The organism is Streptomyces purpurascens, from assembly GCF_045040895.1.
GTDB classification, from domain to species: Bacteria; Actinomycetota; Actinomycetes; order Streptomycetales; family Streptomycetaceae; genus Streptomyces; species Streptomyces purpurascens.
The window spans coordinates 5,688,918-5,713,800 of sequence record NZ_CP108341.1 but is presented as its reverse complement, the minus strand read 5'-3'; the positions used below and the strand labels follow the sequence as shown (position 1 = coordinate 5,713,800).

Genomic DNA, 24,883 nt, shown 5'->3' with positions numbered 1-24,883 from the left:
TTCATAAGGTCGCGGGGGCCAGGGGCGCAGTTCACTGCAATGCTGGTAATGCCGGGTGAATTACTTCTCGACGATCGCGAGCACGTCGCGAGCCGAGAGGACGAGGTACTCCTCGCCGTTGTACTTCACCTCGGTGCCGCCGTACTTGCTGTAGAGCACGACATCGCCGACGGAGACGTCGAGCGGAAGACGGTTACCGTCCTCGAAGCGGCCCGGGCCCACGGCCAGGACGACGCCCTCCTGGGGCTTCTCCTTGGCGGTGTCCGGGATGACCAGGCCAGAGGCGGTGGTCTGCTCGGCGTCGAGCGGCTGGACCACAATGCGGTCCTCGAGCGGCTTGATGGCAACCTTGGAGCTGGTGGTCGTCACGATCCGACCTCCCCCTTCGGAGATCTCACGGGGTTAACTGTCTGAGGTGGCGACCAGGTCGATCCGTCGTCGCGGGTGCCGGACCTGCCCGTCGCTGTGTTGGCACTCTCCAGTGGGGAGTGCCAGAGCCGAGACTATGACCGCGATTAGCACTCGGTCAAGCGGACTGCTAATTGCCTGCGGCGCGTCGGCCGGTGATTTCGTGTCGGAGGTAGTCCTCCAGCCGCCCCACCCGCAGCCCCCGCCCCTCGATCTCGCCCAGCAGCCGCACGGTCCGTTCCGCCGGCGTCAGGGACTCCGTCTCGGCCGACGGCACGGAGATGATGTCGCCGGGGCGAAGGCGCGGCTCGCCGTGGGGGTACGTCAGTTCGCCGTCGGCGGACAGGGACGCCCGCCAGAGGACGACCGCCGTGATGCCGCAGTCGGCGGCGGCGCGCAGGGTCGTCCTGTCGTACGTGCCGTAGGGCGGGCGGAAGAGGTGGGGGCGGATGCCGAAGCGGGAGCGGAGTTTGTGCTGCTGGCCGCAGATCTCGGCGCGCTGGCCGGCGTGGGGCAGGCCGCGCAGGGCCGGGTGGTCGAGGGTGTGGTTCTGGAGGGACGCGCCGACCGCGCGCAGCCGGGCCAGGTGGCCGTATCCGGGGCCCGCCACGCGGTCCGTGAGGAACAGGGTGACCGGGAGCCGCCGTTCGCTGACGAGGCCGGCGAAGCCGGGGTCGCGTTCGGCGCCGTCGTCGTAGGTCAGGAAGACGACCGGGTCGCGGGTGCGGACCCGGTCCACGACGGGCGGCAGGCGCGCCGGACGCACGAGGGGGCCGGCCGCGTGTGCCGGGTCCTGGCCCCGGGCGTCCGCTCCCGCCCGCTCCCCCGCCGCCCCGGCGCACCCGGCCAGCAGGAGCACGACCGCACAGAGCGCGGCGGCCGTCGGCAGCCGCCTCACAGGTAGTCCTCCAGCCGCGCCACCGCGTATCCCTCGGTCGTGACCTTGTTCAGGAAGCGGCGGATCATGTCGGGCATCGCGCCCTTCCACTGCTCGCGGCCCCGGAAGTGGGTGAGGACGATGTCGCCCGGCCGCAGCCTCCGGCCCGGCTCGCGGTACTCCCAGTGGTCGACGAAGACCTCCGCGTTCCAGAGGGGGACGTACTCGATGCCGCAGTCCTTGGCGGCGCGCAGGGTCGCCCTTTCGTAGCTGCCGAAGGGCGGGCGGAAGAGGGTGGGGCGGGTGCCGTAGCGCCTTTCGATGAAGCGCTGCATGCCGCAGATCTCGCGCCGCTGCGCGCGGTACGACAGGCCCGGCATGTAGCGGTGCCAGAGGGTGTGGTTGTTCAGGACCGCGCCCCTGGCCTGCATCTGCCGGAAGTAGCGGTCGTCGTCCTTCACGAGGTAGCCGCTGAGGAAGGCGGTGTACGGGACGTCCAGGTCGCTCATCATCCGCAGGAACGCCGGGTCCTTCTCGGCGCCGTCGTCGATGGTGAGGAAGACGACCTTGTCCCGGGTGGGGATCGCGGTGAAGACGGGCGGCAGATCCAGCTCCCGGTGACCGTCCACCTCGAAGCCCTTGCGGGTCCTGATCCTGGGCTTCTTCCCGGGAGCCGGCGGGGCGGCCAGCGGGACCCTCCTCAGCCCCCAGCGGTGCGCCGCGGCGATGCGGGCGGCGTGCGCGGCGCGCAGCTTGGTGGCGTAGGAGTCCAGCGCGCGGGCCGGGGGCGCCTCGAGGGGCTGCTGACCGCCGGCCGGGGCGACCTGGCCGCCGTCCGCCTGCGCGCAGCCCGAGGCGATGGCAGCGAGGGCGAGTACGGCGAGGCCGATGCGCACGCCGCCAGTTGACCGCCTTTTGTCATTTTGTACGACTGCTCGCATGATGCCGGATCCTCGCAGCCCACCCCTGTGAACCCGCCGCGACACCGCGGCCGACGGCCCCACCGTCCTCCGACTGGCCCACATCCGCCCCGGCCCGCCGCCCCCGCCGCTCCGTGGCCGACAATGATCCGGTGAACGACCTCGCCCTCCTCCTCACCCCCGAAGGCCGCGCCCTCCTCGACGAGGTGCGGGACACCGACCCGGCGCGGGAGCTGGCCGTGGCGACGCGGCTGCGCCGGGAGCACCCCGCCGAGCTGGTGTCGGCGGCGCTGGGCCAGGCGCGGCTGCGGCAGCGGGCGGCGGTGAAGTTCGGGGCCCAGGACGCGGGGCGGATGTTCTTCACGCCGAACGGGGTGGAGCAGTCGACCCGGGCGAGTGTGGCGGCGTATCGGGCCGAGCGGATGAAGGACCTGGGGATCACCTCCGTCGCCGACCTGTGTTCCGGCATCGGCGGGGACGCGATCGCGCTGGCCCGCGCCGGGATCCGGGTCTTGGCCGTGGACCGGGACCCGCTGACGGCCGCGGCGGCGCGGGCGAACGCCGACGCGCTGGGTCTCGCAGGCCTGATCGAGGTGCGGGAGGCCGATGTCACCGAGGTGGACACGGCGGGGTACGACGCCGTCTTCGTCGACCCGGCCCGGCGCGGCGGCCGGGGCCGGATCTTCGACCCCGAGGCCTACTCACCGCCCCTGTCCTGGGCGGTGTCGGCCGCCCGCCGGGCCCCTCGCGCCGCCGCGCTGAAGATCGCCCCCGGCATCCCGCACGAGGCGGTGCCCGAGGACGCCGAGGCCGAGTGGATCTCCGACGGCGGGGACGTGAAGGAGGCGGTGCTGTGGTTCGGCACCGAGCCGGGGGCGGTACGGGCCACGCTGCTGCCGGGCCCCCGCACCCTGCTCTCGCGCGGTCTGCCCGACCCGGAGGTCCGCCCGCCCGGCCGCTACCTGTACGAGCCCGACGGCGCCGTCATCCGGGCCCATCTGGTCTCCGAGGTGGCCGACCGGGTCGACGGCGGCCTGCTCGACGCGACCATCGCGTACGTCACGGCCGACGCCCTGCACCCGACCCCGTACGCCACCGCCTACGAGATCACCGACCATCTCCCCTTCAACGTCAAGAAGCTGAAGGCCCTGCTGAGGGAGCGTCAGGTCGGCACCCTCACCGTCAAGAAGCGGGGTTCGGCCGTCGAGCCGGAGGAACTCCGCAAGAAGGTCAAGCCGCAGGGCCCGCACGCGGCCACGGTGTTCCTGACCCGGATGGCGGGGGCACCGGCGATGCTCATCGGGCACCCCGCGTAGCCGGGACACCGTCAGGACTGTTCCGCCGCCCGGCGCAGCAGCAACTCCCGTTCCCGTTCGTTCCGCGTCAGCGACGCCGCCCGTTCGAACTCGGCCCGGGCCTCCGTCGTACGGTCCAGGCGGGAGAGGAGGTCGGCCCGGACGCTGGGGAGCAGGTGGTAGTCCCGCAGGGCGGGGTCGTCGGTCAGGGCGTCGACGATGGGCAGGGCCTGGGACGGGCCCTCGGCCATGGAGACGGCCACCGCGCGGTTCAGCTCCACGACCGGGGAGGGCGAGCGAGCGGCCAGGAGGCCGTACAGCACGGCGATGCGCGGCCAGTCGGTCTCCTCGTAGGTGTAGGCGTGCGCGTGGCAGGCGGCGATGGCGGCCTGCAGGAGGTAGGGGCCCGGGGCGCCGGAGGAGGTGGCCTCGGCCCTGCCCAGCGCGGCGACGCCGCGGGCGATGAGCATGCGGTTCCAGCGGGCGCGGTTCTGGTCCTTGAGGAGGACGGGGTCGCCGGAGGGGCCGGTCCGGGCCGCCGTGCGGGACGCCTGGAACTCCAGGAGCGCGGTCAGGCCGTGGACCTCGGGTTCCTTCGGCATGAGGGACGAGAGCACCCGGGCCAGCCGCAGGGCGTCCTCGCACAGGGACGGGCGGAGCCAGTCGTCGCCGGCCGTGGCGGCGTAGCCCTCGTTGAAGATGAGGTAGATGACGTCGAGGACGGAGCCGAGACGGGCCTCGCGGTCGGGGCCGTAGGGCACCTCGAAGGCGATGTTCCGCGTCGCCAGGGTGCGTTTCGCGCGGACGATGCGTTGCGCGACGGTCGGTTCCGGGACCAGGACGGCGCGGGCGATCTCGGCCGTGGTGAGGCCGCCGAGGAGGCGCAGGGTGAGGGCGGTGCGGGCCTCGGTGGACAGCACCGGGTGGCAGGCGGTGAAGACCAGGCGCAGCAGGTCGTCGTCGATGTCGTCAGGGTCATGGAGAACCGCGGGCTCCTCCGGGGGAGACACGGTCGACAGGTCGCGGCCGATCTCCGCCAGCTTGCGGGCGTAGTTCTCCCGGCGGCGGACCAGGTCGACGGCGCGGTTGCGGGCGGTGGTCATCAGCCAGGCGCCCGGGTTGTCGGGCACCCCGTCCCGCGGCCACTGCTCCAGCGCGGCGACCAGGGCGTCCTGCGCGAGTTCCTCGGCGATGCCGACGTCCCGGACGACCCGGGCGACGCCGGCGATGATGCGAGGCGACTCGATGCGGAAGACCGTTTCGATGGCCGTGCCGGTGCCGCTCGGGTCCGGGGTGGGCTGCGCTGTCACAGCCCACCATCAGACACCCTCGGCGGCACCCGGCCAAGCAGATCCGGTCAGTCCTCGGTGATCTGCCGGACCTCGGCCGTGATCGTCCAGTAGTCCTCGTGCACGGACAGGAACCGCTTGGTCCACTCGATCGCCTCGGCCTTGTCCTTGCACTGGCTGATCGAGTAGCCGCCGATGACCTCCTTGGACTCGGTGAACGGCCCGTCGGTGACGGACAGCCGCCCGCCCTCCCAGGTCACCCGGCTGCCGTCGGAGGTCGGGGTGAGCCCGGCGGTGTCGAGCATGACCCCGGCCTTGGTGATCTCCTCCAGGAGCGTGCCCATCCGCTCCATGAGCTCGGGGCTCGGGCCCTCGGCGGGGGCGTTCTTCTCGTCGATGCGGATCAGGGTGAGAAAGCGCGGCATGGTGACTCCTCGGGGGTCTCCGGAGCGGTGTCTGTTCCCGCTCACACCCCTGCGTCGATCGGGAGACGCCGGGATCGACACGGTCGCAGCGTTTCTTCGGGATTTTTTTCCGGATACTTTTCCGGGCCGCGTTCGCGCAGGTCAGCGCAGCGACTCCCACAGCTTCTTCGCCTCGGGCTCCTCGGCCACCACCCGGTTGGGGTCCGACGGCGCCCGCACCACCGGCATGGTCACCGTCCGCACCTCGCTCGCCGACAGGCCCCGCAGGCTCTGTCCGAGCCGGGTCAGGTCGGTCAGGGAGTCCAGGCCGGTGTCGGTGGTGAGGCCGGCGGTCACCGCGTCCGCGACCCGGTACAGCTGCGCCGGGTCGGTGAGCAGGTTCTGTGCGGTGATCTGTTCCAGCAGTGCCTTCACCAGCGTCTGCTGGAGGCCGATGCGGCCGAGGTCGCTGCCGTCGCCGATGCCGTGCCGGGTGCGGGCCAGGGCGAGGGCCCGGGTGCCGTCCAGGTGGTGGGTGCCGGCTTTCAGGCGCAGATGGCTGTGGTCGTCGGCGATGTCCTCCTTCGTGGTGACGGTGACGCCGCCGAGCGCGTCCACGAGCTTCGCGAAGCCGGAGAAGTCGATCTCGATGTAGTGGTCCATGCGGACGCCGGTGAGCGACTCGACCGTCTTCACGGCGCAGACCGGACCGCCCACCGCGTAGGCGCTGTTGAACATGGAGTCGTAGGCAACCGCCGTCGACCCGCCGGAGGAGCGCGGGCAGGACGGGCGGGTGACCAGGGTGTCGCGCGGGATGCTCACCACCGTCGCGCTGGTCCGCCCGGCGTCGAGGTGGACGACCATCGCCGTGTCGGAGCGGGCACCCGCGCTGTCGCCGCCGCCGAGCCTCTGGTTCTCCTCGCCGCTGCGCGAGTCCGAGCCCAGGACCAGGATGTTGAGCGCCCCACTGGGCAGGGCGGACGCCGAGGGCGACGGTGTGGCCACCGGCTTCGGCGGGCGGTTGTCGCCCAGCGCGTTGTCGATGTCGACGCTCTTGATGTTGCTGTCGAGATGCCAGTAGGCCCAGCCCGCCGCCGCGGCGGCCAGCATCAGCAGGGCCGTCAGGGTGAGGCCGGCGGTCCGGAGCGCGATCGACCGCCGGCCCGCGCCTCTGCTCTCGTCCCCGTTCGCCTCGTGTCCCGTCACGGCAGGAACATAAGTCCGAATTATTACGGGCAGGGACCTCGACGCGCCTTTTCTTCGGAAATTCTCAGACGACGATGGACCAGGTTTCGCCGCACGGTTCGTTCACCACGTCCCAGGCGGCGAACAACGGTCTCCTTGCGGGCGCCTTCGAAAGTTTCGATGGTGCAACCGATTGGCTTCGGAGGAGGGTGGAGACGCCCGTCCCACCCGTCCATACGTCACCTTCCGGCCAGGGGCGCCGCCGTGCTGCTGCGCACCACCAGGCTCGTGGCCAGCTCGACCCGGGTCGCCGCCGGGGTGCCCTCCTCGCGGCCGAGGTCGAGGACCAGCTTGGCCGCCGCCTCGGCCATCTCCGTCAGCGGCTGCCGTACGGTCGTCAGCGGCGGCCCGACCAGGGGCGCCACCGGCAGGTCGTCGAACCCGACCACGCTCAGGTCCTCGGGGATGCGCAGCCCCAGTTCGCGCGCGGCCTCGTACAGCCCGAGCGCCTGGAGGTCGTTCCCGGCGAAGACGGCGGTCGGCCGGTCCGGGCGGCGCAGCAGCTCCAGGCCCCGCCGGTAGCCGGCCTCGTGGTGGAAGTCGCCGTCCGCGATCAGCTCGGGGTCCACCGGCAGCCCGGCCGTCTCCAGCGCGGCCCGGTAGCCGTCGATCCGGGCGCGGCTGCACATCATCTGCGACGGCCCGGTGATCGCGCCGATCCTGCGGTGCCCCAGCTCGACCAGATGCCGGGTGGCCGCGAGACCGCCCTGCCAGTTGGTCGCGCCGATCGACGGCACGTCGGCGCCCGGGTCGCCGGCCGGGTCCATCACCACGAACGGGATGGAGCGGCTGGTCAGCAGCGCCCGCTGCGACGCGTCGAGTCCGGACAGCACGAGGACGACGCCGTGCGGGCGGCGCGCGGCGACCTGGTCGGCCCAGGTACGCCCGGGGGTGAGCCGCCCCGCGCTCTCCGACAGCACCACGCTCAGCCCGGCGTCCCGGGCCACGTTCTCCACGCCCCGGATGACCTCCATCGCCCAGGCGCTCTCCAACTCGTGGAAGACCAGGTCGATCAGGGGCGAGCGGGTCGCCTCGGCGCGGCGGCGCCGGTAGCCGTGGGCGCGCAGCAGGTCCTCCACGCGGGCCCGGGTGGCCGGGGCGACATCGGCCCGGCCGTTCAGGACCTTCGAAACAGTCGGCGCCGACACACCGGCCTCACGGGCGATCTCGGCGAGCGTCGCGGTCTGCGCGGTGCGCCCCTGCGTCCGGGATTGCGTCCGGGTTTGCGGCCGGCTTTCAGCGGGCTCCGGGGAAGTCATGGCGGCGATCGTAACCCTGCGGGCCCCCTTGACGAAGTCCTCGCGGCGCCATAGGTTCCCGGAACATTCGGAGTACATAACGAAACATTCGTGAATACGTTCGTGAGAAACGCTCGTCAGCACCGTTCGTGAGAGGGCCGTCCGTCCACCCGACAGGAGCTTCATGACCACCGCGCCCTGGCGTGACCACGCCCTGCCCGCCGCCGCCCGCGTCGACGACCTGCTCTCCCGGATGACCCTGGAGGAGAAGACCGCCCAGCTGTACGGCGTGTGGGTGGGCGCCTCGACGGACGGCGACGGAGTCGCTCCGCATCAGCACGACATGACCGTCGACTACTCCGACGAGGCATGGGACGAGCTGATCACGCGCGGCCTGGGCCAGCTCACGCGCTCCTTCGGCACCGCCCCCGTTGACCCGGCGCTCGGCGTGCGTGCTCTGGCCCGCGCCCAGCGCCGTATCACCGAGGCCGGCCGCTTCGGCATCCCGGCGATCGCGCACGAGGAGTGCCTGGCCGGCTTCACCGCCTGGCAGGCCACGGCCTATCCGGTCCCGCTGGCCTGGGGCGCGACCTGGGATCCCCCGCTGGTCGAGGAGATGGCCCGCCGGATCGGCGACGACCTGCGCTCGGCCGGTGTCCACCAGGGCCTCGCGCCCGTGCTGGACGTCGTACGCGATCCGCGCTGGGGCCGGGTGGAGGAGACCATCGGCGAGGATCCGTATCTGGTCGGCACGGTCGGTTCGGCCTATGTGCGGGGCCTGGAGTCGGCCGGGGTCGTCGCCACGCTCAAGCACTTCGCCGGGTACGCCTCCTCGGCGGGCGCCCGCAATCTGGCACCGGTACGGGCCGGCGTCCGCGAGTTCGCGGACGTCACGCTCCCGCCCTTCGAGATGGCGCTGCGCGAGGGCGGGGCGCGCTCGGTGATGGCCGCGTACACCGAGCGGGACGGCGTCCCGGCCTCGGCGGACCCCGAGCTGCTGACCGAACTCCTGCGCGAGGAGTGGGGCTTCACCGGCACGGTCGTCGCCGACTACTTCGGCATCGGCTTCCTCCAGACCCTGCACCGCGTCGCCGGCACCCCGGCCGAGGCGGCCCACGCGGCCCTCACCGCCGGCATCGACGTCGAACTGCCCACCCTCAAGTGCTACGGCGATCCGCTGCCGGCCGCCGTCCGGTCGGGCCAGGTGCCCGAGGAACTCGTGGACCGCGCGGCCCGCCGCGTCCTGCTCCAGAAGTGCGAACTGGGCCTGCTGGACGAGGACTGGACCCCCGAGCCGACCGCCGCGGTGAACCTGGACTCCACGGGCAACCGGATCCTGGCCCGCCGCCTGGCCGAGGAGTCGGTGGTCCTGCTCGACAACCCCGACGGACTGCTCCCGCTGGCCCCCGACACCCGGATCGCGGTGGTCGGCCCCCGGGCGGCCGACGCCCTGGCCATGCTGGGCTGCTACTCCTTCCCGTCCCACGTCCTCACCCACCACCCCGACGTGCCGACCGGCATCGAGATCCCGACCGTCCTCGACGCCCTGCGCACCGAACTTCCCGACGCCAAGGTGACGTTCGCGCAGGGGTGCGACGTGACCGGCCCGGACACGGCGGGATTCGAGGAGGCCGTCGCCCGCACCGCCGAGGCGGACGTGTGCGTGGCGGTCCTCGGCGACCGGGCGGGCCTGTTCGGCCGGGGCACCTCGGGCGAGGGCTGCGACGCGACGGACCTCGGCCTGCCGGGCGCCCAGGGCGAGTTGCTGGACGCGCTGATCGCCACCGGCGTGCCCGTGGTCCTGGTCCTGCTGACCGGCCGGCCGTACGCCCTCGGGCGGTGGCACGGACGTCTGGGAGCCGTCGTCCAGGCCTTCTTCCCGGGGGAGGAGGGCGGCCCGGCGGTCGCGGGCGTCCTGTCGGGCCGCGTGAACCCGTCGGGCCGTCTCCCCGTGAGCGTCCCGCAGGTCCCCGGCGGCCAGCCCTGGACGTATCTCCAGCCGCCCCTGGGCCTCGCGGGCGAGGTCAGCAACCTCGACCCGACCCCGCTGTACGCCTTCGGCCACGGCCGCTCGTACACGACGTTCGCCTGGGAGGACGGCACGGGCGGCGCGGAGCCGGCCGAGATCGGCACGGACGGCTCGTACGACGTGTCGGTGACGGTCCGCAACACGGGCGAGCGCGAGGGCGCGGAGGTGGTGCAGCTGTATCTGCACGACCCGGTGGCGTCCGTGACCCGCCCCGACATGCGGCTGATCGGCTATCAGCGGGTGGCGGCGGCCCCGGGCGAGACGGCCCGGGTGACGTTCCGCTTCCACGCGGACCTGTCGTCCTTCACCGACCGCGCGGGGCGGCGGGTGGTCGAGCCGGGCGCCCTGGAACTGAGGCTGGCGGCATCGAGCGCGGACGTGCGGCACACCGCGTGCCTCACCCTGACGGGCCCGGTCCGGGTGCTCGGCACCGACCGGCGGCTGCGCTGCGAGACGGAGGTGTCGCCGAACCCGAGCTGACCGGCCCGGTCAGCCGACGGCGACCGACTCGAACCGCCACCGGTGCACCGCCCGGGTCACCAACTCCCCGTCCGGCTCGGGCAGTTCCGGCAGCTCGGCGTCGTACGGGGCGTCCCACCAGGTGAGGACGAGGACCCGGTCCTGGGGAGCGCGCAGGGTCTCCCGGCGCAGCGGCTCGCGGGGCAGCTCCTGGGCGCGTGCCCAGGCCAGCAGCTCCTCGCCGCGCCCGGGAACGGCCCGCGCCTCCCACATCAGGGCGACTGTCACGGGTAGAGGTTCTCCTTGCTGACCTCGTGCACATGGTCGTGGCCGTGGTGGTGGCCGTGGTCCTTGCCCGGCACATGAGGCTCCGTCACCGGCAGCGAGGAGTCGGCCGGCAGGTCCCAGCTCGACGCGGTCCGGTTCCGGGCCACCATCTCGGCGCCGAGCGCGGCGACCATCGCCCCGTTGTCCGTGCACAGCTTGGGCCGCGGCACCCGCAGCCGGATCCCGGCCGCCTCGCAGCGCTCCTGGGCCAGGGCGCGCAGCCGGGAGTTGGCGGCGACACCGCCGCCGATCATCAGGTGGTCGACGCCCTCGTCCTTGCAGGCCCGGACGGCCTTGCGGGTCAGCACGTCCACGACCGCCTCCTGGAAGGAGGCCGACACGTCCCGCACCGGGACCTCCTCCCCCACCGCCCGCTTGGCCTCGATCCAGCGGGCCACGGCCGTCTTCAGCCCCGAGAAGGAGAAGTCGTAGGCCGGATCGCGCGGGCCGGTCAGGCCGCGCGGGAACGCGATCGCGTTCGGGTCGCCCTCCCGCGCGTACCGGTCGATGACCGGCCCGCCCGGGAAGCCCAGGTTCAGCACCCGCGCGATCTTGTCGAAGGCCTCCCCGGCCGCGTCGTCGATGGTCGCGCCCATCGGGCGGACGTCGGAGGTGATGTCCGAGGACAGCAGCAGCGAGGAGTGGCCGCCGGAGACCAGCAGCGCCATGGTCGGCTCGGGCAGCGGGCCGTGCTCCAGCTGGTCCACGCAGATGTGCGAGGCGAGGTGGTTGACGCCGTAGAGGGGCTTGCCGAGCGCGTACGCGTAGGCCTTCGCGGCCGAGACGCCGACCAGCAGCGCACCGGCGAGGCCGGGACCGGCCGTGACGGCGATGCCGTCGAGGTCGCGGGCGCTGACGCCCGCCTCCTTCAGCGCGCGGTCGATGGTGGGGACCATCGCCTCCAGGTGGGCACGGCTCGCGACCTCCGGGACGACGCCGCCGAAGCGGGCGTGCTCGTCGACGCTGGAGGCGATGGCGTCGGCCAGCAGGGTGGTGCCGCGGACGATGCCGACGCCGGTCTCGTCGCAGGAGGTCTCGATGCCGAGGACGAGCGGTTCGTCAGCCATTGATCTCGGTTCCTTGTACGGAAGTTGAAGGGTCGGTGAGGCGCATCACGAGGGCGTCCACGTTCCCGGGCTGGTAATAGCCGCGCCGGAAGCCGATGGGCTCGAAGCCGAAGCGCTCGTAGAGCTTCTGCGCGCGGACGTTGTCGACGCGGCACTCCAGCATCACCTCGGCGCACTCGAAGGCGGTCGCCGCGCGGAGCAACTCGGCCAGCAGCAGCCCGCCGAGGCCGGTGCCCCACAGGTCCCGGGCGACGGCGATGGTCTGGACGTCGGCCTGCTCGCCGGTGGCGACGAGTCCGGCGTACCCGGTGATCCGGCCGCCGGACTCGGCGACCACGTACCGCCGGGTCGCCCCCGGCCCGCGCGAGTGGGCCAGTTCGGACCAGAACATGCCTCGCGACCAGGCGTCCTCGGGAAACAGGTCCCGTTCCAGTTCCAGTACGGGGTCGATGTCCCACCAGCGCATCTCACGCAGCGCACACATCACGGGTTCGGTCACTTGGGGGTGACCACCTTGTAGTTCTTGGGGACCTGGGCATCCGGGCGGCGCAGATACAGCGGCCGGGGCGCGGCGAACTCCTCGCCCGCCGCCAGTTTCTCGGCGGCCAGCCGGGCGAGGGCGGCGGCGGACACGTGCTCGGGCTCGTGCGCCTTGGGGAAGGTGTCCGGGTAGAGCAGCGCGCCCGCGCCGACCGCGGGCAGGCCCTTGACCTGCTCGGCGATGTCGGCGGGCCGGTCGACGGCCGGGTCGGTGAGGCGGGTGCGGGAGTCGGCGTAGCGCGCCCAGTACACCTCCTTGCGGCGGGCGTCGGTCGCCACGACGAACGGGCCCTCGAGGTCGGCGGCGAAGGCGAGGCCGTCCAGCGTGCACACGCCGTGCACGGGGACGCCGAGCGCCAGCCCGAAGGTCTCGGCGGTCATCAGCCCGACGCGCAGCCCGGTGTACGGGCCCGGACCGATGCCGGCGACGATCCCGGTGACGGCGTCCAGCTTCAGACCGGCCTCGGCGAGCACCCGGTCGATCGCCGGCAGCAACAGTTCCCCGTGCCGCCGCGCGTCCACCTGACTCGACGAGGCGATGACGTCGCGGCCGTCGTGCAGCGCGACGGTGACGGCGGGTGTGGCGGTATCCAGAGCGAGCAAGAGCACGCAAACAGCCTACGGCTCCTCAGGGCGGGTGTCGGACGCCTTGCCCTCCGCCCGTCGAGCGGGCCCCGCGGCGGCACGGAGGGGGTGGCCCCCCATCTCCGGCGAAGCCGGATGCTCGGGGAGGTGCGCCGCAGGGCCGAGGGCCATCCCCGTTCCAGGGGGTCGGAGACGGCCCGACAGCGCGGCGAGCGTGCGTGCCTGGCATCGCGCGGCACGCACGACGTTCGACACGGGCCTCCGGCCCGGCGGAGCCGCACCTGCCGGGCCGTCACCTGCTGCTACCGTCACCTTCCGTCACGGCAGGGACGTAAGACGCGGAGGTGGCCGCCGGTGGCAGTCAGCAGCTCGGGAATCGTGGCCGGGCTCACCGCCGCGGCCCTCGCGACGGTCGGCTACCTGGCCTACCAGGCGTCGGCGACCGTCCCGGCCGGTCTGGGCAGGCCGCAGGCGGGCGCCTCGCCGAAGGCCGGCGCCTCGAAGGCGCCCCGGCCCAAGAAGGACCCTGCCGCGCTGCCCGGCGGCTCCGGCCAGGGCGCCCGGGTCGTGTACTCCCTGGGCGGCGACCGGGTGTGGCTGGTCGGCACGGACGAGGTGGTCACGCGCACGTTCGAGGTCGACCCGAGCGCGGTGGATCCGGCCCCGGGCAGCTACTCGGTGACGTCCCGCTCGAACGCGATCACCGGCTCCGACGGCATCCCCGTCGAGCATGTCGTGCGCTTCACCAGCGTGGACGGCGTGGTCATCGGCTTCAGCGCGGCCGTGCCCGGCTCGACCGCCACCCCCGACCCGAAGGTCCGCACGGGTGGCATCCGCGAGTCACGTGTGAACGGCGACGCGATGTGGACGTTCGCGACGATCGGCCGCAGGGTCGTCGTGGTCCGCTAGGGATCCGTCCGTAGGGCCTAGGCCGCTTCGCGGTGTTCCGGGGCCCGTTCGGAGAACTCGGGCTCGGGAGCGCGCGGGGGCGTGGAGATCAGGGCCGCCGCCTCGCCGGCCGCCAGCAGGTCACGCATGGACACCCCGGCGACCGCGAACGGCTGCGGCTGCCCCTTGCTCTCTGTAGCCGACATGGACGCCTCCCGAAGGCCGGGGCAACGAAGTTAGGTTCACCTAACCACGGACTGGATACCATGTGACCACGCACAAGACGCCGAACGCAACATCTTGCCGACGTCTTGTCGGAACGTTCATCAAAAGACCGCACACCGCGACTTACGCGGCGAGCACGCTCAGGTCCGCCGACGCCCAGCGTTCGCCCACACCGGTGATCGTCATCTGCCGGACCTCGTCGGTCGTGTCGCCCACCGCGCGGTGGATGACGACCTGGAGCCGGTCCTCGGTCAGCTCCTCGACCTTGCCCTCTCCCCACTCAACGACCATCACGGACTCGGGCAGCGAGACATCGAGGTCGAGGTCCTCCATCTCGTCAAGGCCGCCGGAGAGCCGGTAGGCGTCGACATGGACCAGCGGCGGCCCGTCGCCCAGCGAGGGATGCACCCGGGCGATCACGAAGGTCGGCGAGGTGACGGCCCCGCGCACGCCCAGCCCCTCCCCCAGCCCACGGGTCAGTGTCGTCTTGCCCGCCCCGAGCTCTCCGCTGAGCATCACCAGGTCACCCGCGCGCAGCAGTTTCGCGAGCCGGCGGCCCAGCTCCCGCATCTGCTCGGGGGACGTGACGACGATCTGGACGGATCCGGGCTCAGCCGGGCTGTGCGGTGCTGGTGCTTCCATAGCCCTTCACGGTAGCCCCTGCCGGCACGGCACCCGTGCGGGTGAGCAGGTCGGCGAGGCGGTCGGTGACCACCTCCGGATGCTCCAGCATCACCAGATGCCCCGCGTCCGGCACCAGCACCAGCTCGGCGTCCGGCAGCAGATCGGCGATGGCCTCGCTGTGCTCACTGGGCGTGACCAGATCCTGCACACCGGCCAGGACGAGGACCGGCATGCCGGCGAAGCATCCGAGCGCCTCGGTCTTGTCGTGGTCGTTGAACGCCGGGTAGTACTCGGCGACCACGTCGATCGGCGTGCTCTCGATCATCCGCTCGGCGAACCGGGCGACGGCCGGATCGACGTCCCGGGACGCGAAGGAGTACCGCTTGATGATCCCGGCGAACAGGTCGGCGGTGGCCCGGCGCCCCTTCTCCACCAGGTCGGCCCGCTGTCCCAGCGCCTTCAGCACGCCGGGCAGCACCCGCCGCACCGCGTTGACGCCGGCGACCGGAAGCCCGTAGTTGACCTCGCCGAGCCGCCCCGACGACGTGCCCACGAAGGCGACCCCGACGACCCGCTCGCTGATCAGCTCGGGGTACTGGTCGGCCAGCGCCATCACCGTCATGCCGCCCATCGAGTGGCCGACCAGCACGATCGGCCCCTCCGGGGCGGCCGCGTCGATGACGGCCTTGAGGTCGCGGCCCAGCTGCTCGATGGTGACCGGCTCGCCGTCCCGCGCCTGCGCCACGCCCCGCGCGGACCGGCCGTGGCTGCGCTGGTCCCAGTGCACGGTCCGTACGACGCCGCGCAGCGCGGCCCGCTGGAAGTGCCAGGAGTCCTGGCTGAGGCAGTAGCCGTGGCTGAAGACGACCGTGACGGGAGCGGGTGCCTTGCGGCCGAAGAGCCTGCGGCGGCGCGGGCCGATGGCGGCGGGCGCGGCCTCCGGGTCGATGTCGTCGACCTCGTAGTACAGCTCCGTACCGTCGTCGGCGAACGCCTTGCCTGGCATGCCGCGCAGCGAGCCGTAGGGCCCCGCCGAGTCCAGGGCGAGCCGGGCCTTCTGGCGCATGCCCCGGCCGACCGTCATCCGCTCCAGGGCGACACCGGCGGCCGCGCCCGCGGCCACCACGCCTATAGCGACGCCGGCGATACCGGTCGCCCGGCGCCAGCCTCCCGCCGCCCCCGCGGCGGAGGCCGCGACGGCCGCGGAGGCGGCGTTCGCGACGGCCTCCGCACTGCTCTCGCTCACGTACCGCTCCTCTTCGCCGGGGTGCTGATCAGGTTCGTTGTCATGGGACGGTCGGGTGCTGCCGTTGGTGCCACTGTTGTCAGGGTGCCTGTTGTTTCTCGCGTGACGGCTCCCTGTGCGAGTTACCCGTCCTGTTCCTCATTCACATAGACGCGGGGAACGCGCGTTCCGATCCGCGTCACGATCTCGTAGGCGATGGTTCCGGCCGCCTGGGCCCAGTCCTCGGCGGTGGGCTCACCGCGGTCCCCGGGCCCGAAGAGCACCGCCTCGGCGCCCGCCGCGGGCTCGTCGCCGCCCAGGTCCACCACGAACTGGTCCATGGCGACCCGTCCCGCGATCGTGCGCCACTTGCCCTCGACCAGGACCGGTCCGGCCGAGGAAGCGTGCCGCGGGATGCCGTCCGCGTAGCCCAGCGGGACGAGGCCGAGAGTGGTCTCGCCAGGGGTCACGTACCGGTGGCCGTAGCTGACCCCGTGCCCGCCCGGTACGTGCTTGACCAGCGCGAGCGAGGCGGACAGCGTCATCACCGGGCGCAGCCCGAAGTCGGCCGGGGTGCCGAGCTCGGGGCTGGGCGAGATGCCGTAGGTCGCGATGCCGGTGCGGACCAGGTCGAAATGGCTCTCGGGGAGGGTGAGCGTGGCCGGCGAGTTGGCGATGTGCCGGACCTCGGGCCGGGCGCCCCGCTCCTCGGCGTAGGCGACCATCTCCCGGAAGAGGGCGAGCTGGGCGGCGATGGAGGGATGGCCGGGCTCGTCGGCACAGGCGAAGTGCGACCACAGCCCCGTGACGCGCAGGAGTCCCTCGGCCTCGGCGCGCAGGGCCGCGCGGACGAGTCCGGCCCAGTCGTCGCCGGGCTGGCAGCCGTTGCGTCCGAGCCCGGTGTCGGCCTTGAGCTGCACCCGCGCGGGCCGCCCGGCGAGCCGGGCCGCCGCGGTGACCTCGTCCAGGGCCCACATCGCACTGACGGACACGTCGAGGTCGGCCTCGATGGCCTCGCGCCAGGGCCCGCCGGGCGTCCACAGCCAGCACATGATGCGGCCCGGCAGCCCGGCGGCCCGCAGGGCGAGGGCCTCCTCGGGCGTGGCGGTGCCCAGCCAGTCCGCCCCCGCGGCGACGGCGGCGCGGGCGCACGGCACAGCCCCGTGGCCGTACGCCTCGGACTTCACCACGGCCATCAGGGCCGCGCCCGGCGCGTGGGCACGCAGGGCCCGCACATTGGCCCGCAGGGCGGCCAGATCGATCTCGGCGCGGGCCCGCGAGGGCGCGGTCCGCGGGGCTGTTCTCTCGCTCATCGCGCCCAGTGTCTCAGAGCGGCCCGGCACTGCCGGGGCAGCGGCCCCGCAATGTCAGCCCGTCCGGCACTCGAGGACGAGGCCGTCCAGGCCGAGACGAGGCCCCCACCCGCCCCCACTTCCTCAGCCAAGGACGTTCCGCCAGGCCATCGGAACGGCCTCCGCCACATCGTGCGCCCCCACCGGCGCCCCGTCCGCCGCCAGCCTCCCGGCGAGCCCATGCACATACGCCCCGACGCTCCCCGCGTCCACCGCGGACAGCCCCGCCGCCAGCAACGACCCCGCCAGCCCGGACAACACGTCCCCGCTCCCCGCCGTGGCCAGCCAGGACGTCCCCGTCGGATTCACCCGCACCGCCCCGCCTCCCGAGTCGGCGACCAGCGTCGTGGACCCCTTCAGCAGCACGGTCGCCCCGTACCGCCCCGCCAGCTCCCGCACCGCCGCCAGCCGGGCCCCTTCGACCTCCCCGCGGTCCACGCCGAGCAGCGCCGCCGCCTCCCCGGCATGCGGCGTCATGAGCGTCGGCGCCCTCCGCCCCCGTACGGCCTCCGCGCCGGCCAGCCGCAACCCGTCCGCGTCGATCAGCACCGGCACGTCCGCCGCCAGCACCTCCCCCACCGTCGCCGCGTCGTCCCCGGCCCCCGGCCCGACGACCCAAGCCTGCACCCGCCCGGCGTGCTTCGGCCCCTGGTCCGACACGAGCGTCTCGGGAAACCGTGCGATGACGGCGTCCCCGGCCGGCCCCACGTACCGCACGGCCCCGGCCCCGCCCCGCAACGCCCCCGAGACAGCCAGTACGGCGGCGCCCGGGTAGCGCGCGGACCCGGCGGCGATCCCGACGACACCCCGCCGGTACTTGTCGCTCTCGGCCCGGGGCACCGGCAGCAGCCCCGCCACGTCCGCGTGCTGCAACGCCTCCAGCTCCGGCTCGACCGGCAGCTCGAGGCCGATGTCGACCAGCCGCACCGACCCGGCGTACTCCCGAGCCGGATCGATCAGCAGGCCCGGCTTGTGCGTCCCGAACGTCACCGTCAGATCGGCCCGGACCGCGACGCCGCGCACCTGCCCGGTGTCGACGTCGACCCCGCTCGGCAGATCGACGGCGACCACGGCGCCCCGCGCCCGCCCAGCGGCTGCGGCCAGTGGCACGGCGTCCGGCCGCAGCCCGCCCTTCCCGCCGATCCCGACGATGCCGTCGAGGACGAGGTCCGCCCGCTCGATCAACTCCTCGACGCCACCGCCACCGGCTTCTGCGACCCGCCCTCCGGCCCGCCGCAACGCCGCGAGCCCCGCCGCATGGGCACGCTCCGGCGCGAGCAGCACGGCGGTGACTCCGGCCCCGCGCCGGGCCAGCCGGGCGCCGGCGTACAGCGCGTCACCGCCATTGTCGCCGCTCCCGACCAGCAGCACGATCCGGCTGCCGTACACCCGCCCGAGCAGGTCGGCGCAGGCGGCGGCGAGTCCGGCGGCGGCGCGTTGCATCAGCGCCCCCTCCGGCAGCCGCGCCATCAGCTCCCGTTCGGCGGTCCTGACCGTCTCCACGCTGTACGCACTCCGCATGCGGTCGAGTTTCCCGTACGACCGCCCGGCCACTCCCGCGCAACTCGCGCGACCGCGAACCGCTGCCTGCCTCGCACGACCGCGAACGGTGCCGTGTCCCGCACCCCGGAACCGTGCCGCATCCCGCCCAACTCGACGCCCTGCCCTATCCATTGACGCTTTGCCGACCCTTTGCCAGACTCACCGGCCGCAGGCGGAGAAAGCGCTTGCACACCCCCCACGTCCGACGAAATCGAGGCCCTCATGGGACGCAGATCCGCCTTCCTCGCCGCCGCCGGTGCCATCGCCCTCCTCACCGCCGCCGGCACCCTGACCGCTCCCGCCACCGCCGCCCCCACGCGAGCGGCGGCCTGCGGAGACGGCTCCTACCAGGCGGAGGCCGTGCAGAACGGCGCCAACTGGACCGCCCGGCGCGGCAGCAGCACGGTCTACACCGGCACCGACATGCGCGCCGCCGTCCAGGCCGCCGTCAACAGCCTCACCTCGGGCCGGACTTCGAAGGAGCGGGTCGTGGTCCGCGGCTCGGGCTCGATCCCGGCGGGCTCACGCGTCTCCCTCCCGAGCTACACCGTCCTCGACGTCTGCGGCACCATCGACGTCACCGGCAGCGGCTCGGGCGACCAGGCGCCGGTCTACTCCCGCGGCACACGCGACATCGAGGTGCGGAACCTCAAGCTCACCGGCACCCCGCTCTACGGCATCTTCCTGCGCAACGTCCAGAACGTGGTGCTCGGCCAGATCGACATGCGCCTCTCCCGCGGCCTGGGCGTCCGTATCGACAACCGCGGCGACACCAGCCAGTGGACGCGCAACGTCCGCATCGACAACGTCTACGTCTCCGGCGCGTCCAGCCACGCGGTCGAGACCTACGGCGTCGACGGCCTCACCATCGGCACGGTCACCGCCCGCAACGTGGGCGAGTCCGGCCTGCTGCTCAACCAGACGATCAACGCCGACGTCACCAAGGTCGACGCGGAGAACGCCGGCACCGGCACCGGCTACGCCGCCTTCCGCATGGCCAACCGCAACGGCCGGGTCGGCAGCGGCTACCCCACCAACATCCGCGTCGGCGAGGTCATCGCCCGCGGCGGCGGACGCGGCGTGTTCTGCGTCTCGGAGAGCGGCGGGGCGACGATCAACAAGGTGACGCTCTCCGGCACCGGCAACAACTCGGTCCTGATCGAGAACTGCTACAACGTCGATCTGGCGGCCCAGAGCGGCACGATCACGGGTGGCGGCGAACTGCGCCTGGCCGCCCGCTCGGAGTTCCCGAACAACAAGGACATCACCGTCCAGAACCTGACGGTCACCAACTCGGCCATCAGGGAAAGCCCGTGCGGCGAGAACACGACGTTCCGCAACATCACGCGGGTGAACACCAGCCAGTCGATCTGCTGACGCCCGTCCGCGGAGCCCTCGCCCTCACCCGGCGGGGGCTTCACCGCGCAGGCGGCTCAGCGCCCGCATGGCGTCGCGCTCGACGCGCGCGATGTCGGACAGGACGGTGCCCGCCCGCACGAGACACCCCTCATCGCCCGACTCGCCGGCTCGCGCGATCAGGGCCGCGACATCCGTCCACAGCGCGGCCGCCTCGGAGTACAGCCTGTGCCCGGTGCGGAGATGCCCGCTGTCGAGCCACTCGGCGCATTCGGCGAGGAAGTCGCGGTAGAGGTTGCGGAACAGGGCACCACCGGTGCCGGCCTTCTCCATCAGGCGGGCAGCCTGCGGCAGGTCCCTCTGGGGGGCGTCGGTGCGCTGGAGCCAGCCGGGTACGAGCTTCCCGGCCTTGTCGATGCCCCGGTGACCAAGGTTGGCGATGGGCGGTTCGAGAAAGGCGTCCGCGCAGGCGGTGATGGCGGGAACGATCCGGTCTTGCAGGGCGGGCGGCTTCCCCGGAGCGGTCAGCACGAAGGACCGGTGCCGGGCGGTCATCGGCCCGCGTGCGGCCCTGGCCCGGGCCAGGGCGGCCAGGCCGGTGGACACGGCGCCGCCCTGCTGGACGGTGTCCACCAGGTAGGCGTCCTGCTCGTCGTAGCCGTACAGGGCGACGACATGGCCGCCGAAGTGCACCCTCGAGGTGAAGTAGTCCAGGTGGTAGCTGTCGAGCTGCAGCCCGACGGGGCGGCCGGCGTCGATGGCCGCCGCCACGTTCTCCCATCCCTTGCGGGCGGATCCGGTCTCCTGCACCACGAGCCCCAGCCCGAGTCTGCCGGCCAGGTTCCTGGTGAGCTCGAAGGGCTTGACCCGCCCTCCGAGGAACGGGAAGTCCATCTTCTTGCTGTCCCAGTAGACGAAGGACAGGCCGGAGCCGAGGCCGAAGAGCATGGGCTCGGACAGATCGATGCCCTGGTGCCGCAGCAGCACTCCCAGTGCCGTCGTCTCGCAGTGCTGCGCACCGCGGGTGTCGATGCCTTTCACCATGGCCATGCCGAGCCTCCCGGAAGTCCGCTACGATCAACGTACGATTTGAACTCGTTCAAAAAGTCGTTCTCCGACGGGAGGCCAGACCATGACCGGATCCACCGCGTCCACGGCAACCGACACGCCCGCCACCGCCCTTGGTCCCACGGCACTCGTCCTCGGCGCCTTCTCCGCCGTGGGCACGTGGGCGTTCCTGATCCCCTGGACGGTGATGGCCGGTGCGCTGGCCATGACGTTCGGCGCGATGGGCATCCACTACGCCCGCAAGGGCATGGGCCGGCTGTGGACGGCGGCGACGGGCACGGCACTGGGCGCGGCGGGCTTCATCGGCACCGTCACCCTCCTGTGGGCGATGTACTGACCCATCGGCACATGTCACCCCTCCGCGATGACAACCGCCGAGGCCACTCCGGCGTCATGGCTCAGGGACACGTGCCAGGACCGCACCCCGAGCTCGGCGGCCCGCGCGGCCACGGTCCCGGTCACCCGCAGCCGGGGCCGCCCACTGTCCTCGACGTACACCTCGGCGTCCGTCCAGAGCAGCCCGGCCGGGGCACCGAGCGCCTTGGCCAGGGCCTCCTTGGCGGCGAACCGGGCGGCCAGGGAGGCGACACCCCGGCGTTCCCCACTGGGCAGCAGCAACTCCCGCTCCACGAACAGCCGCTCGGCCAACGCGGGCGTACGCTCCAAGGACGCCGCGAACCGATCGATCTCGGCGACGTCGATCCCGACCCCGATGATGCTCATGCGCAGCACCCTACGGTGACGCCACGGCGCATTGCTCGCGGTGACTAGCATGATCAGCATGGAATGGGACGGCCTCACCGACCGCGACCGCTACGGGGACTGGTATCTGAAGGCTCGGGACCGATTCTCGGACCTGGCCCGGGATGCCGACTGGGACGGCCTGTTCGGGGAGCTGGAGAAGAATCCCGGGTACGTCAATCTCGCCCGGCCCGGGAACCGCAGCGGATTCGCCCCGCTGCACCAGGCCGCCTGGCACGGCGCCGGCGTGGCCGTCGTCTCCCGGCTGATCGCGCACGGCGCCTGGCGCACGCGGCGCACCCGGGACGGACGGCTCCCCGTGGATATCGCACGGGAGCGGGGTCATGCGCATCTGCTGGAGCTCCTGGAGCCGGTCGCGGTGCGGCAGCTCCCCTCCCCCTCTGACGTGCTGGAGCACCACTTCCACGCGATGCTGCGGGAGCGCACCGGCAGCTGCTTCGACGAGATCGAGCACCTGCTGCCACCGCTGTCTCCCCTGACGGAGGGTCTGGACGTGCGGATCTTCTTCCGGGTGGTCGGCATGATGGGCGGCTTCCACTACCGCCTGCACACGGACACCGTGCACGTGAACGGCAGGTCCCGGATGGACGGCGACAACGGGGACTTCTACCACGTGACCCCGGACGGCTGGACCAAGCTCGCGTACAGCCCCGCACCGCCGCCGCCCTGGAGCTACCCGTACTGACGTCCCTCACGCAGCGATGAACTTCCCGGCAGCAACTCTCACCCACTTCACAGCAGCCCTCCGCACCGAACTCCCAGCGGACACCCCCCGAGCCTGAACTCGCCCTGTCCCTTGTACAGTTCGCGATGATCGCGATGAGCAAACGGCATCGCGCAAACGGGAGGACACAGCTTTGAAGTTGAAGTCTCTGGGCACCGCGCTGACCACCGCGGCCCTCATAGGCACGGCCCTCACCGGCGCCGTCGCCACCGCCGGCACCGCCGCCGCGGCGACGAAGCCCGACTGCAGCAGCGCGCTGGTCAACGTGAAGCCCAAGCAAACCGTCAACCTCCGCAGCGCTCCCAAGACGAGCGCCACGGCTCTCGGCACCTGGGGCAAGGGCCAGAAGGGCGGGGTCTGCTTCGGCGACCGCAAGCCCACCACGGGTGGCAGCTACACGGCCTGCGGCAAGACGAGCAACAAGTGGTACTTCGGCGGCCCCAACAGCACCAGCAAGGAAGGCTGGGTCCCGGCGACCTGCCTGCCCGTCTGAGCCTGAGCACCTGACGGCCTGACCGGCTGACCCAGGGGGCGAACGGAACCCAGCCGTTCGCCCCCCACTCTCACTCCACCGTCACCGACTTCGCCAGGTTCCGAGGCTGGTCCACGTCGTTGCCGCGAGCCGTCGCCAGCTCACACGCGAACACCTGAAGCGGCACCGTCGCGACGAGCGGCTGCAGCAGAGTCGGCGTGACGGGAATCCGGATGAGGTGATCCGCGTACGGCACCACGGCCTCGTCCCCCTCCTCCGCGACGACGATCGTCCGAGCCCCTCGCGCCCGGATCTCCTGGATGTTGGACACGATCTTGTCGTACAGCACGGACCGCCCTCGCGGCGACGGCACCACGACGACCACCGGCATGTCCTCCTCGATCAGGGCGATCGGACCGTGCTTCAACTCCCCCGCCGCGAACCCCTCGGCGTGCATGTACGCCAGTTCCTTGAGCTTCAGCGCGCCCTCGAGCGCCACGGGATACCCGACATGCCGCCCCAGGAACAGCACCGTGTCCTTGGAGGCGAGCGAACGGGCCAGCTCCCGCACCGGCTCCATGGTCCCCAGGACCTGCTCCACCGCACCGGCGATCGAGGACAGGTCCCGGATCACGGCCCGGATCTCGTCGCCCCACTTGGTGCCCCGCACCTGCCCCAGATACAGGGCGACCAGATAGCAGGCCACCAACTGCGTCAGGAACGCCTTGGTGGACGCCACCGCGACCTCCGGCCCGGCATGCGTGTACAGCACCGCGTCGGACTCGCGCGGGATCGTCGAGCCATTGGTGTTGCAGATGGCCAGGACCTTGGCGCCCTGCTCGCGGGCGTGGCGCAGTGCCATGAGCGTGTCCATGGTCTCGCCGGACTGCGAGATGGCGATGACCAGGGTCTGCGCGTCCAGGATCGGATCCCGGTACCGGAACTCGCTGGCCAGCTCCACCTCGCACGGAATGCGCGTCCAGTGCTCGATGGCGTACTTGGCGATCATCCCGGCGTGGAAGGCCGTACCGCACGCGACGATGACGACCTTGTCGATCTCCCGCAGCACCCCCTGGGGGATCCGCACCTCGTCCAGGGTCAGCGACCCTGAGCCGTCGATCCGGCCCAGCAGCGTATCGGCGACCGCCTTGGGCTGCTCGGCGATCTCCTTGAGCATGAAGTAGTCATAGCCCCCCTTTTCCGCGGCCGACGCGTCCCAGTCGACGTGGTACGAGCGGACGTCGGCGGACCGTCCGTCGAAGCCGGTCACCGTCACCCCGTCCCGGCGCAGCTCCACCACCTGGTCCTGCCCCAGCTCGATCGCCGACCGCGTGTGGGCGATGAACGCGGCGACGTCCGAGGCGAGAAAGGCCTCGCCCTCTCCGACGCCCACCACCAGCGGCGAGTTCCGCCGTGCGCCCACCACCACGTCCGGCTCGTCCGCATGCACCGCGACCAGCGTGAACGCGCCCTCCAGCCGCCGGCACACCAGCCGCATCGCCTCGGCGAGATCCGCGCACGACGAGAACTCCTCGGCGAGCAGATGCGCGACGACCTCGGTGTCCGTCTCGGAGCCCAGCGCGTGGCCCCGCTCCTCCAACTCGGCCCGCAGCAGGGCGAAGTTCTCGATGATGCCGTTGTGCACGACAGCGACCCGACCCGCGTTGTCGAGGTGCGGGTGGGCGTTGGAGTCCGTCGGCCCGCCGTGCGTGGCCCACCGGGTGTGCCCGATCCCCGTCGTGCCGGTCGGCAGCGGCCTGCCGTCCAGCTCCTTCTCCAGATTGATGAGCTTCCCGGCCTTCTTCGCCGCCGCCAGCCCACCATCGGCCAGCACGGCGACACCCGCCGAGTCGTACCCCCGGTACTCCAGTCGCTTCAGCCCGGCCATCACAACCTCGAGCGCGGACTGCGGCCCCACGTATCCCACGATTCCACACATGGGCGGCAGCTTAGGGTCGATTC

At 72.5% G+C, this 24,883-nt stretch carries 26 protein-coding genes; 7 read left to right on the top strand and 19 right to left on the bottom strand.

Annotation, left to right across the window (positions count from 1 at the left end):
* Nucleotides 1–60: 60 nt before the first annotated feature.
* From groES to OHU35_RS26205, 3 genes are all read right to left on the bottom strand, one after another.
* Nucleotides 61–369 carry a co-chaperone GroES gene (gene groES / locus OHU35_RS26215; RefSeq protein WP_003974211.1) on the bottom strand — a complete coding sequence of 103 codons (309 nt, stop codon included), beginning with the start codon at nt 367–369 and terminating at the stop codon, nt 61–63.
* A 169-nt stretch (nt 370–538) separates the two neighbouring features.
* On the bottom strand, nt 539–1,306 hold the full coding sequence (locus tag OHU35_RS26210) for a polysaccharide deacetylase family protein (RefSeq protein WP_405507089.1): 768 nt from the start codon (nt 1,304–1,306) through the stop codon (nt 539–541).
* Nucleotides 1,303–2,181: a polysaccharide deacetylase family protein gene (locus tag OHU35_RS26205; protein WP_359887184.1), complete on the bottom strand. Its 879-nt coding sequence runs from the start codon at nt 2,179–2,181 to the stop codon at nt 1,303–1,305. The genes OHU35_RS26210 and OHU35_RS26205 overlap by 4 nt, the downstream gene beginning before the upstream one ends.
* 176 nt (nt 2,182–2,357) lie before the next feature.
* Between OHU35_RS26205 and OHU35_RS26200 the strand changes: the two genes are divergently transcribed.
* Complete coding sequence (locus OHU35_RS26200; RefSeq protein ID WP_189722721.1) at nt 2,358–3,521, top strand: THUMP-like domain-containing protein; 1,164 nt, start codon at nt 2,358–2,360, stop codon at nt 3,519–3,521.
* Between the two features lie 11 nt (nt 3,522–3,532).
* On the opposite strand, the gene OHU35_RS26195 is transcribed toward OHU35_RS26200, so the two are convergent.
* The 4 genes from OHU35_RS26195 to OHU35_RS26180 form a co-directional block, all read right to left on the bottom strand.
* The gene (locus OHU35_RS26195) at nt 3,533–4,810 is read right to left on the bottom strand and encodes an RNA polymerase sigma factor (RefSeq protein ID WP_405507087.1); all 1,278 of its coding nucleotides are present in this window, start codon (nt 4,808–4,810) and stop codon (nt 3,533–3,535) included.
* A 47-nt stretch (nt 4,811–4,857) separates the two neighbouring features.
* A complete protein-coding gene (locus OHU35_RS26190; protein ID WP_189722719.1) occupies nt 4,858–5,214 on the bottom strand; it encodes a YciI family protein in 357 nt (118 codons plus the stop codon).
* A gap of 141 nt (nt 5,215–5,355) precedes the next feature.
* The gene (locus OHU35_RS26185; protein WP_405507085.1) at nt 5,356–6,399 is read right to left on the bottom strand and encodes an LCP family protein; all 1,044 of its coding nucleotides are present in this window, start codon (nt 6,397–6,399) and stop codon (nt 5,356–5,358) included.
* A gap of 218 nt (nt 6,400–6,617) precedes the next feature.
* Complete coding sequence (locus OHU35_RS26180; protein WP_405507083.1) at nt 6,618–7,697, bottom strand: LacI family DNA-binding transcriptional regulator; 1,080 nt, start codon at nt 7,695–7,697, stop codon at nt 6,618–6,620.
* Between the two features lie 163 nt (nt 7,698–7,860).
* On the opposite strand from OHU35_RS26180, the gene OHU35_RS26175 reads away from it, so the two are divergent.
* Nucleotides 7,861–10,185 (top strand): glycoside hydrolase family 3 N-terminal domain-containing protein, encoded by a 2,325-nt coding sequence (locus OHU35_RS26175; protein ID WP_405507081.1) that lies wholly within the window; start codon nt 7,861–7,863, stop codon nt 10,183–10,185.
* A gap of 9 nt (nt 10,186–10,194) precedes the next feature.
* Here the strand turns inward: OHU35_RS26175 and OHU35_RS26170 are convergent, their stop codons facing one another.
* From OHU35_RS26170 to tsaB, 4 genes are read right to left on the bottom strand one after another with little or no spacing between them, the layout of a single operon-like run.
* Complete coding sequence (locus OHU35_RS26170) at nt 10,195–10,452, bottom strand: hypothetical protein (protein ID WP_189722715.1); 258 nt, start codon at nt 10,450–10,452, stop codon at nt 10,195–10,197.
* Entirely contained in the window at nt 10,449–11,558 is a 1,110-nt protein-coding gene (tsaD, locus tag OHU35_RS26165; RefSeq protein ID WP_405507079.1) for a tRNA (adenosine(37)-N6)-threonylcarbamoyltransferase complex transferase subunit TsaD, read from the bottom strand. Before tsaD ends, OHU35_RS26170 begins: the two co-directional genes overlap by 4 nt.
* On the bottom strand, nt 11,551–12,042 hold the full coding sequence (gene rimI / locus OHU35_RS26160; RefSeq protein ID WP_405509328.1) for a ribosomal protein S18-alanine N-acetyltransferase: 492 nt from the start codon (nt 12,040–12,042) through the stop codon (nt 11,551–11,553). Before rimI ends, tsaD begins: the two co-directional genes overlap by 8 nt.
* An 11-nt stretch (nt 12,043–12,053) precedes the next feature.
* Entirely contained in the window at nt 12,054–12,707 is a 654-nt protein-coding gene (gene tsaB / locus OHU35_RS26155) for a tRNA (adenosine(37)-N6)-threonylcarbamoyltransferase complex dimerization subunit type 1 TsaB (RefSeq protein WP_189722713.1), read from the bottom strand.
* 330 nt (nt 12,708–13,037) lie between these two features.
* On the opposite strand from tsaB, the gene OHU35_RS26150 reads away from it, so the two are divergent.
* Complete coding sequence (locus OHU35_RS26150) at nt 13,038–13,592, top strand: hypothetical protein (RefSeq protein ID WP_189722712.1); 555 nt, start codon at nt 13,038–13,040, stop codon at nt 13,590–13,592.
* Between the two features lie 17 nt (nt 13,593–13,609).
* Here the strand turns inward: OHU35_RS26150 and OHU35_RS26145 are convergent, their stop codons facing one another.
* The 5 genes from OHU35_RS26145 to OHU35_RS26125 form a co-directional block, all read right to left on the bottom strand.
* Nucleotides 13,610–13,777, bottom strand: a complete 168-nt coding sequence (locus tag OHU35_RS26145) for a hypothetical protein (RefSeq protein ID WP_189722711.1) — start codon at nt 13,775–13,777, stop codon at nt 13,610–13,612.
* Nucleotides 13,778–13,919: 142 nt separating this feature from the next.
* Nucleotides 13,920–14,438, bottom strand: coding sequence for a tRNA (adenosine(37)-N6)-threonylcarbamoyltransferase complex ATPase subunit type 1 TsaE (gene tsaE / locus OHU35_RS26140; protein WP_184591390.1), 519 nt, complete (start codon nt 14,436–14,438; stop codon nt 13,920–13,922).
* The gene (locus OHU35_RS26135; RefSeq protein ID WP_359887206.1) at nt 14,407–15,666 is read right to left on the bottom strand and encodes an alpha/beta hydrolase; all 1,260 of its coding nucleotides are present in this window, start codon (nt 15,664–15,666) and stop codon (nt 14,407–14,409) included. The genes tsaE and OHU35_RS26135 overlap by 32 nt, the downstream gene beginning before the upstream one ends.
* Before the next feature lie 122 nt (nt 15,667–15,788).
* Nucleotides 15,789–16,958 (bottom strand): alanine racemase, encoded by a 1,170-nt coding sequence (gene alr / locus OHU35_RS26130; protein ID WP_189722709.1) that lies wholly within the window; start codon nt 16,956–16,958, stop codon nt 15,789–15,791.
* Between the two features lie 123 nt (nt 16,959–17,081).
* Nucleotides 17,082–18,518 carry an NAD(P)H-hydrate dehydratase gene (locus OHU35_RS26125; protein ID WP_359887210.1) on the bottom strand — a complete coding sequence of 479 codons (1,437 nt, stop codon included), beginning with the start codon at nt 18,516–18,518 and terminating at the stop codon, nt 17,082–17,084.
* Nucleotides 18,519–18,761: 243 nt separating this feature from the next.
* Between OHU35_RS26125 and OHU35_RS26120 the strand changes: the two genes are divergently transcribed.
* Complete coding sequence (locus OHU35_RS26120; RefSeq protein WP_405507077.1) at nt 18,762–19,916, top strand: hypothetical protein; 1,155 nt, start codon at nt 18,762–18,764, stop codon at nt 19,914–19,916.
* 24 nt (nt 19,917–19,940) lie between these two features.
* On the opposite strand, the gene OHU35_RS26115 is transcribed toward OHU35_RS26120, so the two are convergent.
* Nucleotides 19,941–20,945: a BtrH N-terminal domain-containing protein gene (locus tag OHU35_RS26115; RefSeq protein ID WP_405507075.1), complete on the bottom strand. Its 1,005-nt coding sequence runs from the start codon at nt 20,943–20,945 to the stop codon at nt 19,941–19,943.
* Between the two features lie 82 nt (nt 20,946–21,027).
* Here OHU35_RS26115 and OHU35_RS26110 point away from each other — a divergent pair, with 82 nt between their 5' ends.
* Nucleotides 21,028–21,300: a hypothetical protein gene (locus OHU35_RS26110; RefSeq protein WP_405507073.1), complete on the top strand. Its 273-nt coding sequence runs from the start codon at nt 21,028–21,030 to the stop codon at nt 21,298–21,300.
* A 14-nt stretch (nt 21,301–21,314) separates the two neighbouring features.
* Here the strand turns inward: OHU35_RS26110 and OHU35_RS26105 are convergent, their stop codons facing one another.
* Entirely contained in the window at nt 21,315–21,686 is a 372-nt protein-coding gene (locus OHU35_RS26105; protein WP_189722704.1) for a holo-ACP synthase, read from the bottom strand.
* 49 nt (nt 21,687–21,735) lie between these two features.
* Between OHU35_RS26105 and OHU35_RS26100 the strand changes: the two genes are divergently transcribed.
* The gene (locus OHU35_RS26100; RefSeq protein WP_405507071.1) at nt 21,736–22,410 is read left to right on the top strand and encodes an ankyrin repeat domain-containing protein; all 675 of its coding nucleotides are present in this window, start codon (nt 21,736–21,738) and stop codon (nt 22,408–22,410) included.
* A gap of 172 nt (nt 22,411–22,582) precedes the next feature.
* Complete coding sequence (locus tag OHU35_RS26095; RefSeq protein WP_405507069.1) at nt 22,583–22,942, top strand: hypothetical protein; 360 nt, start codon at nt 22,583–22,585, stop codon at nt 22,940–22,942.
* 70 nt (nt 22,943–23,012) lie between these two features.
* Here OHU35_RS26095 and glmS read toward each other — a convergent pair whose 3' ends face one another.
* Nucleotides 23,013–24,860 (bottom strand): glutamine--fructose-6-phosphate transaminase (isomerizing), encoded by a 1,848-nt coding sequence (gene glmS, locus OHU35_RS26090; RefSeq protein WP_405507068.1) that lies wholly within the window; start codon nt 24,858–24,860, stop codon nt 23,013–23,015.
* Between the last annotated feature and the right edge of the window lie 23 nt (nt 24,861–24,883).

Excerpts from the sequence above, each read along its gene's own strand:
- glmS (WP_405507068.1), bottom strand. The coding sequence starts at position 24,860 with ATGTGTGGAATCGTGGGATACGTGGGGCCGCAGTCCGCGCTCGAGGTT.
- OHU35_RS26105 (WP_189722704.1), bottom strand. The coding sequence starts at position 21,686 with ATGAGCATCATCGGGGTCGGGATCGACGTCGCCGAGATCGATCGGTTC.
- OHU35_RS26190 (WP_189722719.1), bottom strand. The coding sequence starts at position 5,214 with ATGCCGCGCTTTCTCACCCTGATCCGCATCGACGAGAAGAACGCCCCC.
- OHU35_RS26100 (WP_405507071.1), top strand. The coding sequence starts at position 21,736 with ATGATCAGCATGGAATGGGACGGCCTCACCGACCGCGACCGCTACGGG.
- tsaE (WP_184591390.1), bottom strand. The coding sequence starts at position 14,438 with ATGGAAGCACCAGCACCGCACAGCCCGGCTGAGCCCGGATCCGTCCAG.
- rimI (WP_405509328.1), bottom strand. The coding sequence starts at position 12,042 with ATGTGTGCGCTGCGTGAGATGCGCTGGTGGGACATCGACCCCGTACTG.
- OHU35_RS26175 (WP_405507081.1), top strand. The coding sequence starts at position 7,861 with ATGACCACCGCGCCCTGGCGTGACCACGCCCTGCCCGCCGCCGCCCGC.
- tsaD (WP_405507079.1), bottom strand. The coding sequence starts at position 11,558 with ATGGCTGACGAACCGCTCGTCCTCGGCATCGAGACCTCCTGCGACGAG.
- OHU35_RS26120 (WP_405507077.1), top strand. The coding sequence starts at position 18,762 with ATGGGACGCAGATCCGCCTTCCTCGCCGCCGCCGGTGCCATCGCCCTC.
- OHU35_RS26110 (WP_405507073.1), top strand. The coding sequence starts at position 21,028 with ATGACCGGATCCACCGCGTCCACGGCAACCGACACGCCCGCCACCGCC.
- OHU35_RS26115 (WP_405507075.1), bottom strand. The coding sequence starts at position 20,945 with ATGGCCATGGTGAAAGGCATCGACACCCGCGGTGCGCAGCACTGCGAG.
- alr (WP_189722709.1), bottom strand. The coding sequence starts at position 16,958 with ATGAGCGAGAGAACAGCCCCGCGGACCGCGCCCTCGCGGGCCCGCGCC.
- OHU35_RS26180 (WP_405507083.1), bottom strand. The coding sequence starts at position 7,697 with ATGACTTCCCCGGAGCCCGCTGAAAGCCGGCCGCAAACCCGGACGCAA.
- OHU35_RS26145 (WP_189722711.1), bottom strand. The coding sequence starts at position 13,777 with ATGTCGGCTACAGAGAGCAAGGGGCAGCCGCAGCCGTTCGCGGTCGCC.
- OHU35_RS26125 (WP_359887210.1), bottom strand. The coding sequence starts at position 18,518 with ATGCGGAGTGCGTACAGCGTGGAGACGGTCAGGACCGCCGAACGGGAG.